This window comes from Streptomyces violaceorubidus, from assembly GCF_000717995.1.
Taxonomy (GTDB): domain Bacteria; phylum Actinomycetota; class Actinomycetes; order Streptomycetales; family Streptomycetaceae; genus Streptomyces; species Streptomyces violaceorubidus.
Genome location: NZ_JODM01000023.1, coordinates 44,301 through 57,613, shown reverse-complemented (window position 1 = coordinate 57,613; position 13,313 = coordinate 44,301). Strand labels below are relative to the sequence as shown.

At 69.1% G+C, this 13,313-nt stretch carries 15 protein-coding genes; 8 read left to right on the top strand and 7 right to left on the bottom strand.

Annotated elements, in window-relative coordinates; genetic code table 11:
- Positions 1-235: 235 nt before the first annotated feature.
- Together mshA and IE94_RS0123925 are read left to right on the top strand one after the other, a co-directional pair.
- Positions 236-1,609, top strand: a complete 1,374-nt coding sequence (mshA, locus tag IE94_RS0123930; RefSeq protein WP_030187902.1) for a D-inositol-3-phosphate glycosyltransferase — start codon at positions 236-238, stop codon at positions 1,607-1,609.
- Positions 1,602-2,105 carry a type III secretion system chaperone family protein gene (locus tag IE94_RS0123925; protein ID WP_030187900.1) on the top strand — a complete coding sequence of 168 codons (504 nt, stop codon included), beginning with the start codon at positions 1,602-1,604 and terminating at the stop codon, positions 2,103-2,105. Before mshA ends, IE94_RS0123925 begins: the two co-directional genes overlap by 8 nt.
- Before the next feature lie 13 nt (positions 2,106-2,118).
- Here IE94_RS0123925 and IE94_RS0123920 read toward each other — a convergent pair whose 3' ends face one another.
- Positions 2,119-2,934: an AraC family transcriptional regulator gene (locus IE94_RS0123920; RefSeq protein WP_030187898.1), complete on the bottom strand. Its 816-nt coding sequence runs from the start codon at positions 2,932-2,934 to the stop codon at positions 2,119-2,121.
- 49 nt (positions 2,935-2,983) lie between these two features.
- Between IE94_RS0123920 and IE94_RS0123915 the strand changes: the two genes are divergently transcribed.
- The gene (locus IE94_RS0123915; protein WP_030187896.1) at positions 2,984-3,442 is read left to right on the top strand and encodes a DUF2000 domain-containing protein; all 459 of its coding nucleotides are present in this window, start codon (positions 2,984-2,986) and stop codon (positions 3,440-3,442) included.
- A gap of 86 nt (positions 3,443-3,528) precedes the next feature.
- On the opposite strand, the gene IE94_RS0123910 is transcribed toward IE94_RS0123915, so the two are convergent.
- The gene (locus tag IE94_RS0123910) at positions 3,529-4,812 is read right to left on the bottom strand and encodes an MDR family MFS transporter (RefSeq protein ID WP_030187892.1); all 1,284 of its coding nucleotides are present in this window, start codon (positions 4,810-4,812) and stop codon (positions 3,529-3,531) included.
- Between the two features lie 176 nt (positions 4,813-4,988).
- Here IE94_RS0123910 and IE94_RS0123905 point away from each other — a divergent pair, with 176 nt between their 5' ends.
- Positions 4,989-5,750 (top strand): phosphoglyceromutase, encoded by a 762-nt coding sequence (locus IE94_RS0123905; RefSeq protein ID WP_030187890.1) that lies wholly within the window; start codon positions 4,989-4,991, stop codon positions 5,748-5,750.
- 235 nt (positions 5,751-5,985) lie between these two features.
- Here IE94_RS0123905 and IE94_RS0123900 read toward each other — a convergent pair whose 3' ends face one another.
- Together IE94_RS0123900 and IE94_RS0123895 are read right to left on the bottom strand one after the other, a co-directional pair.
- Positions 5,986-6,423: an ATP-binding protein gene (locus IE94_RS0123900; RefSeq protein WP_030187887.1), complete on the bottom strand. Its 438-nt coding sequence runs from the start codon at positions 6,421-6,423 to the stop codon at positions 5,986-5,988.
- 276 nt (positions 6,424-6,699) lie between these two features.
- On the bottom strand, positions 6,700-7,440 hold the full coding sequence (locus IE94_RS0123895) for a GntR family transcriptional regulator (protein WP_030187883.1): 741 nt from the start codon (positions 7,438-7,440) through the stop codon (positions 6,700-6,702).
- Between the two features lie 82 nt (positions 7,441-7,522).
- On the opposite strand from IE94_RS0123895, the gene IE94_RS0123890 reads away from it, so the two are divergent.
- Positions 7,523-8,617: a DUF1152 domain-containing protein gene (locus tag IE94_RS0123890; RefSeq protein WP_078606573.1), complete on the top strand. Its 1,095-nt coding sequence runs from the start codon at positions 7,523-7,525 to the stop codon at positions 8,615-8,617.
- Positions 8,618-8,842: 225 nt separating this feature from the next.
- On the opposite strand, the gene IE94_RS39965 is transcribed toward IE94_RS0123890, so the two are convergent.
- On the bottom strand, positions 8,843-9,559 hold the full coding sequence (locus IE94_RS39965) for a hypothetical protein (protein ID WP_157849372.1): 717 nt from the start codon (positions 9,557-9,559) through the stop codon (positions 8,843-8,845).
- Between the two features lie 288 nt (positions 9,560-9,847).
- On the opposite strand from IE94_RS39965, the gene IE94_RS0123885 reads away from it, so the two are divergent.
- Both IE94_RS0123885 and IE94_RS0123880 read left to right on the top strand, forming a co-directional pair.
- On the top strand, positions 9,848-10,606 hold the full coding sequence (locus IE94_RS0123885) for a GntR family transcriptional regulator (RefSeq protein ID WP_030187878.1): 759 nt from the start codon (positions 9,848-9,850) through the stop codon (positions 10,604-10,606).
- A 193-nt stretch (positions 10,607-10,799) separates the two neighbouring features.
- The gene (locus tag IE94_RS0123880) at positions 10,800-11,330 is read left to right on the top strand and encodes a hypothetical protein (RefSeq protein ID WP_245235309.1); all 531 of its coding nucleotides are present in this window, start codon (positions 10,800-10,802) and stop codon (positions 11,328-11,330) included.
- Between the two features lie 3 nt (positions 11,331-11,333).
- Here the strand turns inward: IE94_RS0123880 and IE94_RS0123875 are convergent, their stop codons facing one another.
- Together IE94_RS0123875 and IE94_RS0123870 are read right to left on the bottom strand one after the other, a co-directional pair.
- The gene (locus tag IE94_RS0123875) at positions 11,334-11,753 is read right to left on the bottom strand and encodes a VOC family protein (protein ID WP_030187869.1); all 420 of its coding nucleotides are present in this window, start codon (positions 11,751-11,753) and stop codon (positions 11,334-11,336) included.
- Positions 11,754-11,786: 33 nt separating this feature from the next.
- Positions 11,787-12,182, bottom strand: coding sequence for a cupin domain-containing protein (locus IE94_RS0123870; protein ID WP_030187867.1), 396 nt, complete (start codon positions 12,180-12,182; stop codon positions 11,787-11,789).
- Positions 12,183-12,310: 128 nt separating this feature from the next.
- Here IE94_RS0123870 and IE94_RS0123865 point away from each other — a divergent pair, with 128 nt between their 5' ends.
- A complete protein-coding gene (locus tag IE94_RS0123865; protein WP_483414647.1) occupies positions 12,311-13,243 on the top strand; it encodes an SCO4651 family lipoprotein in 933 nt (310 codons plus the stop codon).
- Positions 13,244-13,313 lie beyond the last annotated feature (70 nt).

Genomic DNA, 13,313 nt, shown 5'->3' with positions numbered 1-13,313 from the left:
ATTCGTCGACGGGATGGTGGTACCCGCAGAGTGGTACCCGCCTCCCGTGGCGGGGCTCCCGCCGCCATCGGCCGGGCCGGGCCCCGGACGGCCCTCGAACGGTTGAGCGATCGGCGGTAATGATTCGGCAAAGGTCGGAAAACCGGAATGGAGCACCGCCCGTCCGGTGTTCCCACCCCTTGGAGGGCAGCCCACGTCCTCCGACCGGCATGCCCGCAGCGAGGAGGAACGGCTCGTGAGCCAGTACGTCAGCAGGCTCGGGCGCCGCTCACCGGCGGCCTCCCCGCGGCTGAGGCTGAACCGCAGGCCTCGCCGCGTCGCCATGCTCTCCGTGCACACCTCACCGCTCCACCAGCCCGGCACCGGCGACGCCGGGGGCATGAACGTCTACATCGTGGAGCTGGCCCAGCGTCTCGCCGCGATCAACATCGAGGTCGAGATCTTCACGCGGGCCACCGCCGCCGCCCTCCCGCCCGCCGTCGAGCTGGCCCCCGGCGTCCTCGTCCGGCACGTCGACGCGGGCCCGTACGAGGGACTGGCGAAGGAGGACCTGCCCGCCCAGCTCTGCGCCTTCACCCACGGCGTGATGCAGGCCTGGGCCGGCCACCGCCCCGGTCACTACGACCTCGTGCACTCCCACTACTGGCTCTCCGGCCACGTCGGCTGGCTCGCCGCCCAGCGCTGGGGCGCGCCCCTGGTGCACGCCATGCACACCATGGCCAAGGTCAAGAACGCCAACCTGGCCGCCGGCGACACCCCCGAACCGGCCGCCCGCGTCATCGGCGAGACCCAGATCGTCGCCGCCTCCGACCGGCTGATCGCCAACACCGCCGAGGAGGCCGACGAACTCGTCCGCCACTACGCCGCCGACCCCGGCAAGGTCGCCGTCGTCCACCCCGGCGTGAACCTCGACCGGTTCCGCCCCTTCCCCAAGGGCACCGTCCCCGGACCCGGCCGGCACGGCAACGCCCGCGCCGCCGCCCGTGCCCGCCTCGGCCTGCCCCAGGACGCGCTCATCCCGCTCTTCGCGGGCCGCATACAGCCCCTGAAGGCCCCGGACGTGCTGCTGCGCGCCGTCGCCGTACTCCTCGACGAACGCCCCGAGCTGCGCTCGCGCATCGTCGTCCCCGTCGTGGGCGGGCCCAGCGGCAGCGGCCTCGCCAAGCCAGAGGGCCTCCAGAAGCTCGCCGCCCGGCTCGGCATCGCCGACGTCGTGCGCTTCCGCCCGCCCGTCGGCCAGGAACAGCTCGCCGACTGGTTCCGGGCCGCGTCCGTGCTGGTCATGCCGTCCTACAGCGAGTCCTTCGGCCTCGTCGCCATCGAGGCCCAGGCGGCCGGCACGCCGGTGCTCGCCGCCGCGGTGGGCGGGCTCCCGGTCGCGGTGCGCGACGGACACACCGGCCGCCTCGTCGACGGGCACGATCCCGTCGCCTACGCGCGCGTCCTGCGGGATTTCGCCGACAATCCCGAGCTGACGCCCCGCATGGGCGACGCCGCCGCCCGGCACGCCCAGTCCTTCGGCTGGGACAGCGCCGCCGCCGCCACCGCCGACGTCTACACGGCCGCGATCCAGTCGCACCGCCGTCGCGTACGCTCGCACCATGGCTGAGGCACCGGACAAGGCAGCACAGGTCGTCGAGGGGGCGCTGAAGGACGCCGACCTGGAGTGGGAGAGCCCGGCACCCGGCAACTACGTCGTCAAGCTCCCCGGCACCCGCAAGCTCTCGACGACCGTCTCCCTCCTCCTCGGCCGGCACTCCCTCTCCCTCAACGCCTTCGTCATCCGCCACCCCGACGAGAACGAACCGGCCGTCCACCGCTGGCTGCTGGAACGCAACCTCAAGCTCTACGGCATCGGGTACGCCGTCGACCGCCTCGGCGACATCTACGTCACCGCGAAACTCCCCCTGGCCGCCGTCACCCCCGACGAGATCGACCGCCTGCTCGGCCAGGTCCTCGAAGCGGCCGACGGCGCCTTCAACACCCTGCTGGAGCTGGGCTTCGCCTCCGCCATCCGCAAGGAGTACGAGTGGCGCACCGCGCGCGGCGAGTCGACGCGGAACCTGGAGGCGTTCCAGCACCTGATCGAGCGCTCCGGCGACTGATCCCCCCGGCGGCTCAGCTCCGGGCGCCGCTGGCCCGGTACCGCCCCGGCGTGACCCCCACCCATCGCTTGAAGTGCCGGGTCAGATGGGCCTGGTCGTAGAAGCCGGTGGCACCGGCCACGTCCGCCGGGGACCGTCCGGCGAGCAGCAGCCGCCGGGCCCGGTCGACCCGGCGGGACATCAGGTACTGGTGCGGCGCGATGCCGTAGGCGCCGCTGAACGCCCGTACCAGATGCGCCGGATGGGCGGGCAGGAGCGCGGCGGCCTCCTCCAGCCCGATCCCCGGGACGACCCGCTCGTCGAGCAACTCCCGCAGCCGCCGGGCGAGCACGGGGTCCCGGCGCGCCGCTTCCCCGTCGCCCCTGGGACGCAGATGGGTGCGCAGCCGCTCGCCGATCAGCGTCAGCCGGCTCTCCGCCTCCAGCTCGTCGCCGGGCAGCGCGAGCGCGGCGTGCAACTGCCCGACCCGCCGCCGCAGCACCGGGTCGCGCAGGTCGGGCGCGTCCACCGCCGGTCCGATCAGCTCGTCGCCCAGCCGGGAGGCGTCCAGGTACAGCACGCGCTTGCGGAAACCGTCCGGCGTCGCCGGGGAGCCGTTGTGCGGCACGTGCGGCGGCAGCAGCGACACCGTGTCGTGCGGGGTGCCGTGCTCGTGCCGGTCCAGGTCGTACCGTACGGCGCCGTCGTCGACGATGAGCAGCGTCCAGGCGTCGTGGACGTGCATCGGGTAGGCGTACTCGGTGTAGTGGGCGTGGAAGACCTCGACGATGCCCGGGACGCGGGGGCGCCAGGCGGAGACGTTCCGCTGGTCCTTCGATCGACCGCCCATGCATAAAACGTACAAGACCGGGCGGGGTGCGGGTCGGCAGTCTCACCGTATGAGCACGCACGACGCAGCCCCGGAGACTTCCGGGCCCGAGGCCCCCGTCCGCTTCGACACCAAGATCGCCGTACTGCTGCGCGAGGACCTGGAGACCTGGCAGCGCCTCAACGTCACGGCGTTCCTGGTCAGCGGCCTGGGCCGGCAGTTCCCCGAGGTGATCGGGGAGCCCTACGAGGACGCGGACGCCGTCGGCTACCTGCCGATGTTCCGCCAGCCGGTGCTGGTCTTCGAGGGCGCGAAGGAGACCCTGACCACCGCCCACGCGCGGGCGCTCTCGCGCGCCCTGCCCCGCGCCCTGTTCACGTCCGACCTCTTCACCACGGGCAACGACCGCGACAACCGGGCGGCGGTACGGGCCGTGGCGACGGCGGACCTGGACCTGGTGGGCCTCGCCGTCTACGGCCCGAAGAACGCGGTGGACAAGGTGCTGAAGGGGGCGCGGATGCACCCGTGAGTGCGGAGCACCCGTGGGCGAGGATGCACGCGTGGGCGCGGATGCAGCCGTGGGCGCGGAGCACCCGTGAGCGGGGAGCGGCGGGATCAGACGGCGCCGGCGTCGACCCGGGGTGCGGGGGCGACGGACGTGTCCCGGGCAACCGGCGTCTCGTCGTCCGGCAGGCCCCGCATGAGCACCCAGTACCCCGCCGCCGCCACCGTGCCGACGACGGCGCAGATGCCCCACAGCCACTCGGCGCCCCAGTGGTCGATGACGAACCCGGACATCAACGGGGCGACCAGGGCGGCGACCGCCCAGGACACGGAGTACATCCCCTGGTACCGCCCGCGCCCGTGCAGGGGCGACAGCCGGACGACGAGACCGGTCTGCGTCGGCGCGTTGACGATCTCGGCCAGCGTCCACACGCACACGGTGAGGGCGAAGACGCCGACCGACCCGGCGAAGGCGGTGAGCCCGAAGCCGTACCCGGCCAGCAGCGACGAGGCGACGAGCAGCAGCCGCGGATCGCGGTGCTCGATGAACCGCGTGACGGGGATCTGAAGGACGACGATCAGCACGCCGTTGACGGCGATGGCCAGCCCGTAGTCCGCGGGCGTGAACCCGGCCTCGCCCATCGCGACGGGCAGCCCCAGGTACCCCTGCTGAAAGATCACGGCGACGAGGAAGGACAGCCCGACGACGCTCATGTACCGCCCGTCGCGCAGCACGGTCCACAGCGAGACGGCCGGTTCCTCGCCCGGGGCGTCGGCGGCCTTCTCCTGCGGGGGCCGCGACTCGGGCAGCTTCACGAAGACGAGGACGGCGCAGACGAGCGTCATCCCCGCCTCGATCAGGAACCCGGCGAGATAGCTGACCTCGGCGATGAACCCGGCCGCCATGGAGGAGACCGCGAAGCCGAGGTTGATCGCCCAGTAGTTGAGCGAGAACGCCCGGATCCGGTCCTCGGGCCGCACGATGTCCGCCATCATCGCCTGCACCGCCGGCCGGGAGGCGTTGCTCGCCATGCCGACCAGGAAGGCGACGGCGGCGATGGCCACCGGGTCCCGCATGAAACCGAGCAGCGCGACGGACACGGCCGTGGAGGCCTGCGCGACGAGCAGCGTCGGCCGCCGCCCCAGCCGGTCGGTCATCACCCCGGCGCCCAGCGAGGACACCACCCCGCCGAGCCCGTGCAGGGCGGCGACCAGACCGGCGTACGAGGCGGAGTAGCCGCGGTCGATGGTGAGGTACAGCGCCATGAAGGTGGCGACGAAGGCACCGAGCCGGTTGACCAGGGTGCTGGTCCACAGCCACCAGAACTCGCGGGGGAGCCCGGAGACGGTTTCGCGTGCGGCACGTCTGAGTCCGGTGAGTCCGGCGACTGGCATAGGTTCCCCCGGGGTGGCTGTGGCTGTGGCTGCAACCGGCTGTAAGCGGCTGAAGCGGTGAGCACAACTTACGGAGGTGTCGGCGCGGACGGCCATTCAATTAACACTTCCCGTCAACCGTCCGCGCTTCGGGCACCCCGCGCGGCCGGTGAGGGGCGTCGATTAGGCTCGGATGCATGGCCGACGCACCGTACAAGCTGATCCTCCTCCGCCACGGCGAGAGCGAGTGGAACGAGAAGAACCTGTTCACCGGCTGGGTGGACGTCAACCTCACCCCGAAGGGCGAGAAGGAGGCGACGCGCGGCGGCGAGCTGCTCAAGGACGCGGGCCTGCTGCCCGACGTGGTCCACACGTCCGTCCAGAAGCGCGCGATCCGCACGGCCCAGCTCGCGCTGGAGGCCGCCGACCGCCACTGGATCCCGGTCCACCGCCACTGGCGCCTGAACGAGCGCCACTACGGTGCCCTCCAGGGCAAGGACAAGGCCCAGACCCTCGCGGAGTTCGGCGAGGAGCAGTTCATGCTGTGGCGCCGCTCCTACGACACCCCGCCGCCGCCGCTGGACCGCGACGCCGAGTACTCCCAGTTCGACGACGCCCGCTACGCGACGCTCCCGCCGGAGCTGCGCCCGCAGACGGAGTGCCTCAAGGACGTCGTCAGCCGCATGCTGCCGTACTGGTTCGACAGCATCGTCCCCGACCTCCTCACCGGCCGCACGGTCCTGGTCGCCGCCCACGGCAACTCGCTCCGCGCCCTGGTCAAGCACCTCGACGGCATCTCCGACGCGGACATCGCGGGCCTGAACATCCCGACGGGCATCCCGCTGTCCTACGAACTCGACGCCGAGTTCAAGCCGCTGAACCCCGGCGGCACGTACCTGGACCCGGACGCGGCGGCGGCAGCGATCGAGGCGGTTAAGAACCAGGGCAAGAAGAAGTAAGCGCCCACGAGTAGGCCCCCTGCCTGCGGTTACTCCGCCGGGGAGGGGGCCTTTCGCTACCTCCGGGCCTGGGCCTGGGTCGTCAGCGCGAGGGGGCCGTGCGCTCTCCGGGCTCTGGCCCCTGTCGCCGCTGCGCCCTGGCTCCGGCGCTCTGGAGCAACGCGACAGCGGACTGGGCCCTGTACGCAGACAGACCCCCGAGGCGTAGACGTGCCGCCGCGTGCAGGTTGTCCCCTCAAGCCGACCAGGCATCAGCGACCACGAACGAGACGACCGTGCCGCCGAGGTGGCTGGGGCCTGAGTGCCAGGAATCCGCGAGGGAGTCCACGAGGAGCAGCCCCCGGCCGTGGGCGTCGTCCGCATCCGGGTGCCGCAGTCGTACGCTCGCCGGAATACCGGGGTTGTGCACCTCGACGCGGAGTGATGTCGCCTCGCGGAACCACTCGACCCGCACCAGCCACGGATCTTCCGACTCGCCGTAGCAGATCGCGTTCGTAACCAGCTCGGAAATCATCAGGACACAGTCGTCGACCGAGCAGATCGGGTTGTACGGAGCGATGAACTTACGGAACCAGCGCCGCGCACGCGAGACGGACTCAGGCTCCGGATGCAAGCTCATCGCTCCGAGCCTGGGCGCGCCCTCACAGGGGTACCGGTCGATCGTGTAAGCCATGTGTGCTCACTCCTTGCCGCTGCCCGTCGTAGTCGAAGCAGCACCGCCTCGATGTGGCACCGCTGCGGTCGTCGGCCGCGGAGAGCGCCGGTGTTGCTCGGAAGCCGATGCGCCTCCATCCAAGCCCCGACACCCCCCGCAGGCTGATCGCGCGTCCCGCTTCGGCCGTCGATTCGTCACGTCGTGCCACTTCATCCAAAGTGGCATTGGCCACTTAGTGGATGGTGGACTTAGCCACTTGTGTGACGCAAGTAGTTCGACGGAACTCGTACACCATCAGGTGATGGGGTAGCCCTGCTCGAACGCCCAACGGCTCGGCGGATACGTGGCTTCGGCGAACTCCAGAGGCCGGTTCTGGAGGTCGAAGACGACGTGATGAACGACGAGGACGGCGGACTCAGGGTCCAGCCCCAGATCGACAGCCTCCTCCTCCGTGGCCGACCGTGCACACACGCGGTCCTCGGCATAGCTGCCTTGACGTCCCGTCATGCGCTCGACGTACGTGAGCGTCCCTTCCTGGATACGCCCAGGATCGGTGAGTTTGGGCGCACGCTGACCGATGTCTGGGGCGAACCAGGAAGTGGACAGGGTGATCGGTCCGTCCTCGTTGTTGGTGACGCGCCGACGGTGCACGGCCTGGCGGTTCTTCACCAGGCCGAGGGCCTCGGCGACATAGTCCGGGGCCTCCAACCAGCCGGCCGACGTGATGACCGCGTACTCACCGGGCGCGTAGATCTTCCCGGTCTGCCGAGCCCGTCCGTACAACTCCCTCGCACGACGGTTCACTTCAAGGCTGCGCACGTACGTGCCGGACCCTTGCCGCTTCTCGACCAGGCCTTGGTGGCTCAGCGCCTCAAGCGACCGCGCAGCCGTAGGCCGGGACACCTTCCACTCCGCAGCGAGCTGCCGCTCAGAGGGCACCTCGTCCCCCGGCCGCAGGTCACCCCGAAGAATCTGGTCGCGGATGAAGTGGGCGATCTGAAGGTACTTCGGCTGAGCCTCCTCAATCTGTGGCATGTCTCCTCCTCGTCCAAGTGGCCAAAGCCTCTGGCCACTATAGGGTGGCTGATCAACCCGGTGAACCTCGGAGTCCGATCACATGGCGCGGTTGATCGTCGCAGCAGGAGGAGGGGGCGACGCAGTCGCCGCCGCCATGCTTCACGCTGCCCTCTACGGCGACGAGGACCAGGCGGTGATCCTCACCTACGCCTGGGACCGCCTCCTGATCGACCCCCTACCGGGCCCACGGCGCCCGGCCGACTTCAGCGGCCTGAAACGCATCACGCCAGCCGTCTGGTCCGTGCCGCCGCAGGCCCGCCCGATCGCACCCGCAGGCTCCACACTCCCCAGACTGGCAGCAGAACTCCCAGCCACCTTCGCACTGCTAGACCCCTACCAGGGAGCCATCGGCCTTACCCGACAACTCAAATCACTCGTCGACTATGTGGAGCCCAAATCCATCGATCTCCTGGACGTGGGCGGAGACATCCTCGGGCAGGGCGACGAGCCGACGCTGAAGAGCCCGCTGGCCGACGCTCTGACGCTGGCAGCGTGCAGCCAGTTGAACGTATGGGTGCGGCTCCTCGTGGCAGGTCCGGGCCTAGACGGCGAACTCTCGCAGGAGGCTATGACCAGCGCGCTGGGGCCAGTTGTCCACACGCTCACCGCGCAGGACACGGCCAGCATCAGCACCGTCCTTGAGTGGCACCCGTCCGAAGCAACGGGCCTCCTCGCTGCCACAGCCCGAGGCGTACGAGGCACATGCGAAATCCGAGATGCGGGTCTCCCTGTACTACTCACGGACGAGAGCCCGGCCGTGCACGAAGTCGACTTGGACGACGCTCTGAGCCGCAACCGGTTGGCCCGAGCCATTATGTCCACTGCCAACCTGGACGAGGCAGAGGCATACAGCCGCCAAGTGTGCGGGTACTCCGAGATCGACTACGAGCGCAACAAGGCCCTCTGGCTCAACGAGCAGCAGCCGACGAATCTGGACCCGGCCAAGATCCGTCGGCAACTCCACCGGTTCGAGGCCGAAGTACGCATCCGGGGAGTCACCCACACGACGTTCCGACGCCTCACTGAGGCCCTGGGTCTCAGTGGCGGACAGCGCGACGAGTTGCGGCAACTCCTCATTGCCAGTCGCCCGGAGCAGTACGAGGCGCCTCTGTGGCGCATCGCAGACGAAGCCTGAGTTACAACCTTCTTCACGGGTTCAGGGCGGCTCGCTCCGCTCACCGCGGGCGGCCCGGCCCCCCGGCCGGGCCTGCGCCCCAGTCTCCGCCCCGCTCCAGCCCGGTCGGCGCCCGTGCCGCGCGCACATGATCACCTACTTGCCGTGAGGGCAAACTTGCAGGCTCCCGATGTGCCGCAAGATGGGGGTCCCTATTACTCGTTCGAATGGCGAGTCAGTTCGTATCTATTCCGGAGCCCAGCCCAGCTCTCGACTGTAGTTCCGAAGTTTCCTGAGGCAGTAAGCGGCGATATTTCCCCGATTTTTAGCGACCATGAAGTCACTGGCCCGCCAGGTGTACTCCAAACAAATGGCCTCCTTCTCAAAGTTGAGGGAGTTGTCTGGAATTAGAGGGCAAAAATCCAGCTTCTTTTCTGCCATGGTCGTGAAACTGAGACCTTGCGCAGAGGCGAATGCGGTCAACGCCTCAGCTAGAGCATAGTTCAGCGCCTTGCCGCGACCGGCAGTGAAGCCAGACTCGGCGAGGTATTGGAAAGCGAGGAGTGATGTTGTGGTCGGCGTTCCCTTGGTCTCCAAAATCGCTTTGGACTGCCCTAGCAAGTACTTACCGAGGTCGCAGCGCTCAATATTTCTTGTTACCACTGAATCGCCAGGGAGGCGCACTCCGAGGCTGTTCAGATTTCCCTTAACTTCCTCTGGCCCATATCGGCGCAAGATGCCGACAGATGCACTGGGGGGTAGGCTAAAAGCTCTCGCGTCCAGTCGGACGATCGTGCTGGTTAGTAGGCCACGCCTGGCCTTCCACCACTTCCCTACCTCGCTGTCAGGCGAAGAATCCAGCAGGGCGCTGCCGTCAAGGAGTCCGAACTGATTACTGCTGGTCAAATGCGTAAGGATTCCCGCGTCGGAACTTTCACTGGCAAAAATGATGGCGAGTCGCAAAGGCTTTCGCATCTCCCTGTGCATGCTGGTAACAAGCTTGGCGAAGTCGTCAGAGATTTCCCTAAGGAATCCACCTAGTGACGTGAATCCACTTGGATTGCGTAGGACACCCGTACTCACTCCCCGCTGCTGCTAAGGCCGCATGGGGGGGTGATGCTGTGGGCCAACATCTCTAGAGATATCAAGTTCCCTGCCTCGAACCGCCCTTGGAGGGCCGGTGCTACTCGCGGTGAGCGCGCCCCCAACCTGTGGCCTAGGGTGTCTAGAGAAGGAGAGGAGGCCCACGGGATGGCCAACGCCGGAGGCGACCGACGGCCCAAGTACCAGCGGATCGCCGACACCCTGCGCGAAGCGATCCGGGCGGGCGAGTACGGTCCCGGTGATCGGCTTCCGGGGGAGAACGACCTCATGGCCGCGCACGGCGTGGCCCGCATGACGGCCCGCCAGGCATTGAGCGTCCTCAGGGACGAAGGCGTCGCCGAGGCCCGCAAGGGCGCCGGCGTGTTCGTCAGGGAGTTCCGGCCGCTGCGTCGCCGGGGCATCCAGCGTCTGGCCCACCAGGAATGGGGCAGCGGCCGGTCCATCTGGTCGACCGACATCGAGAACCGCTCACTCGAGGTGGACCAGGTCACGGTGTCCGAGGAGGCCGCGCCCGACGGCGTCGGTGCGGTCCTGGAACTGGCCGACGCGGAGACGGTGTGCGTGCGCCGCCGGCGCTTCGTCCTGGACGGCAAGCCCGTCCTGCTCGCGGCGAGTTACCTGCCCACGTCACTGGTCACCGGGTCTGTGATCACGCAGGAGGACACCGGGCCCGGTGGGACGTACGCCAGGCTCGCCGAACTCGGCCACAAGCCGGTGCGCTTCCGCGAGGAGATCCGCTCCCGCATGCCGTCGCAGAACGAGGCGACCCAGCTGGCCATGTCCGCGGGCACCCCGGTCATCCTCATCTGCCGCACCGCGTTCACGGACGAGGGCCGTCCCGTCGAGGTCAACGAGATGACGCTGGATGCCGCCTCGTACGTCCTGGAGTACGACTTCGACGCGTGAGCCCTGGGTACTTCCGGGCGGGAAGTGAGTTGCCGGGTCGTTCGCGGGTGTTGAGTGGGTATCGAAGGGGTGTCGGGAGGGCTGCGCCGGGGAGCCGGGGAGGGTGATGTTGGGGGTAGTGATCTCCGTGGTCGCCGTGCTTGTATCCCTGGGGTCGCTGGGAGTCGCGTATGCGTCCAGTCGGCGTTCGCACATGCCCGTGCTGCAGTTCATGTGGGAGAGCGGACAGGGGGGTTCCGGGGGCCCCAAGTGGTGGCTCGTCAATGTGGGGACGTGGCCCGCCACCAACATCGTGGTCGCCCAGGCGGAGAGGACCGGGCTCCAGCGGGGGCTCGGGGGCGAGGTCTGGTACAACCCGGTGCTCGTGCCGTCGATACCGGCGAGCGGCAGGCTCGCGCTCACGTGGCTCGGGGGGACCATGGGGCTGAACTGCGGCCTGGGGGCGAGCTATACGGACGTCGAGCGGTACTTCTACACCACCAAGTGCGGCGACGACGTCTCCATGTTCTTCAGCGGACTGCACCTGCCGCGTTGGCCGCTGTTGAGGCTGAGCGGGAACAAGGCCGTCAAGACGTGGTGGGGTGTGGAGGATCTGTCCGGTCCCCCGTGGTCCCCGGTCGGACCGGAACACGCCAAGCGGTGCTGGTGGCTTCCCCGGCGCTTCGGGCTCTCCCGCCGGATGGGGGGCTGGGCCGATCCCGTGCTTTCCTACCGGCCGCGGTGAGGGTCAGGTCTGCGGCGGCTGTGTCCGGCGGAGGCGGGGCGCCAGGGTGCGTACGACGTCGAACTCGTTGCCCTCCGGGTCGGCCATGACCACCCAGCTCCGGCCCGGGCCCTGACCTACGTCGACCTTGGTGGCGCCGAGGGCGAGGAGTCTGGCCGCTTCGTCCTCGGTGGTGCGGTCGATCGGGCTGACGTCCAGGTGGAGCCGGTTCTTCGCGGTCTTGCCCTCGGGTACCTGGACGAAGACGAGGGTGGGCGGCATCTGGCGGGCCCGGACCTCCTCGACCGTCGGCTCCCAGGAGCCGATCTCTACCTTGCCCTCGCCCCGGTCGATCACCTTGAAGCCCAGCACCGCGCACCAGAAGGCCGCGAGGCGCTCCGGATCGTGGCAGTCGACGACCAACTCCGTGAACCTACTGGTCACTTCTCCCCCTGGCGCTGTGGACGGGAGCCCACCCTACGGGTGTCCGCCGGCACCGGGACCGTCCCGGTCGACGACCGCGTACCCGGGCACCGACGGCCACCGCGCCGTCAGCACCACCGACTCCTCCTCCGCGTACCAGGAGTGGTCGACGCCCCTGCCCCACACGACGTAGTCGCCCTGCTCGGCCAGGACGACGCTGCGGCCGGGGAAGTCCACCCGGAAACGTCCGCTGATGAGGACCTGCAAGGCGGTGCGGTCCTCGCCGGTGACCCAGTGGGCGCGCTCGTCGCCCTTCGGGTGGACGCCCCACTTGATCTCCACGTCCTCGCTGTGCCGGGGGTCGGAGGCGTCCTTGAAGTGCCCCAGCAGCCAGCCCCGGTCCAGTGCCGCGTCCTTGCCCGCGTTGCCCACGTACACGCTGTCCGTCATGGCTCCGGAAGTTAGCATCCGGCCACGCGGGGCTTGGCTCAGACTCGGGAACTGCGCGGATCACGGGGTGCGCAGCGGGATACGCTCACGGCGCGGCATGATCAGGCGCTCTGATTTCGGGGGGAATTATGGGGAATTCACGGCGTGGTCGGATACCGCGCAGGGTGACGAGGGCGGCGTTCGCCGTCGTGCTGCTCATAGGAGGAACGGCTGCCTGCGGAGAGGGAACGGCGAGTGACTCGGCGCCCCCGAGTGGGCGCTCACCCGAGGTGACGCCCGCGCAGGCCGTGGCGAAGGCGGCAGCGGGCGCTGAGAGCATCACGTCGCTGCACTACCGGGTCACCGGCACCGTGCCGCAGTGGGGCCGGCTGAGGGCGGACGCTTCCATGCACACGGCGCCCTTGACGATGGGCATGAAGCTGAGCGCCGGTCGGTACGGAGGGGAGCAGATGGAAGTCCGGTTCGTCGACGGGGCGATCTACCTCCACGGCGACGCCGTCCGCACCGAGATGCTGAAGGGCGCGAGCTGGTTCACCGCCGAGGAGGCCGTGTGGGGCAGCGACTCGTTCGACAACAATTCGTACGGCACGCTGCCGCGCCAGCTCGAAGGCAACCCGGTCGTGCAGTCGACGATGCTGACCGCCTCCAAGGACGTGCGGAAAATCAGGACCGAGACGGTCGACGGCGCCCGGACCACGCACTACAAGGGGACGGTCACCAGCGACGGCATACAAGCGGCCCGTGACGCCGCCGTTGGAAAGGCGGCCCGGGAGCGCCAGATCAACAGCCTCGGTCAGTTCTGGGCCATGCGTCTGAAAGGCACGCTGACCGTGGACCTGTGGATCGGCGACGACAACCGCACCAAGCAGTTCCGCATGCGGAGCGATACGTCCGCGTCGAAGGGCGGCACCGACGACCAGCCGCTCGAGATCGTCGACGGCGATCCCCTCGACATGACCGTCACCTTCCTCGACGTCGACCAACCGGTCACGGTCGAGGTGCCACCGGCCGAGGACACCGTCGACCTCGCCGGACTGGCGGACGGGGTACCGACTGGGTGAGCGAACCCGGAAGCTACCGGTGGAAAACCCTTCGTCTCCGCCCGCCCCACCAGGTACGGTCACCAGCGCG

Bases quoted from the DNA above. Each gene is read 5' to 3' on its own strand.
- IE94_RS0123925 (WP_030187900.1), top strand. From the start codon at position 1,602: ATGGCTGAGGCACCGGACAAGGCAGCACAGGTCGTCGAGGGGGCGCTG.
- IE94_RS0123920 (WP_030187898.1), bottom strand. From the start codon at position 2,934: ATGGGCGGTCGATCGAAGGACCAGCGGAACGTCTCCGCCTGGCGCCCC.
- IE94_RS0123915 (WP_030187896.1), top strand. From the start codon at position 2,984: ATGAGCACGCACGACGCAGCCCCGGAGACTTCCGGGCCCGAGGCCCCC.
- IE94_RS0123910 (WP_030187892.1), bottom strand. From the start codon at position 4,812: ATGCCAGTCGCCGGACTCACCGGACTCAGACGTGCCGCACGCGAAACC.
- IE94_RS0123905 (WP_030187890.1), top strand. From the start codon at position 4,989: ATGGCCGACGCACCGTACAAGCTGATCCTCCTCCGCCACGGCGAGAGC.
- IE94_RS0123900 (WP_030187887.1), bottom strand. From the start codon at position 6,423: ATGGCTTACACGATCGACCGGTACCCCTGTGAGGGCGCGCCCAGGCTC.
- IE94_RS0123895 (WP_030187883.1), bottom strand. From the start codon at position 7,440: ATGCCACAGATTGAGGAGGCTCAGCCGAAGTACCTTCAGATCGCCCAC.
- IE94_RS0123890 (WP_078606573.1), top strand. From the start codon at position 7,523: ATGGCGCGGTTGATCGTCGCAGCAGGAGGAGGGGGCGACGCAGTCGCC.
- IE94_RS0123885 (WP_030187878.1), top strand. From the start codon at position 9,848: ATGGCCAACGCCGGAGGCGACCGACGGCCCAAGTACCAGCGGATCGCC.
- IE94_RS0123880 (WP_245235309.1), top strand. From the start codon at position 10,800: ATGCCCGTGCTGCAGTTCATGTGGGAGAGCGGACAGGGGGGTTCCGGG.
- IE94_RS0123870 (WP_030187867.1), bottom strand. From the start codon at position 12,182: ATGACGGACAGCGTGTACGTGGGCAACGCGGGCAAGGACGCGGCACTG.
- IE94_RS0123865 (WP_483414647.1), top strand. From the start codon at position 12,311: ATGGGGAATTCACGGCGTGGTCGGATACCGCGCAGGGTGACGAGGGCG.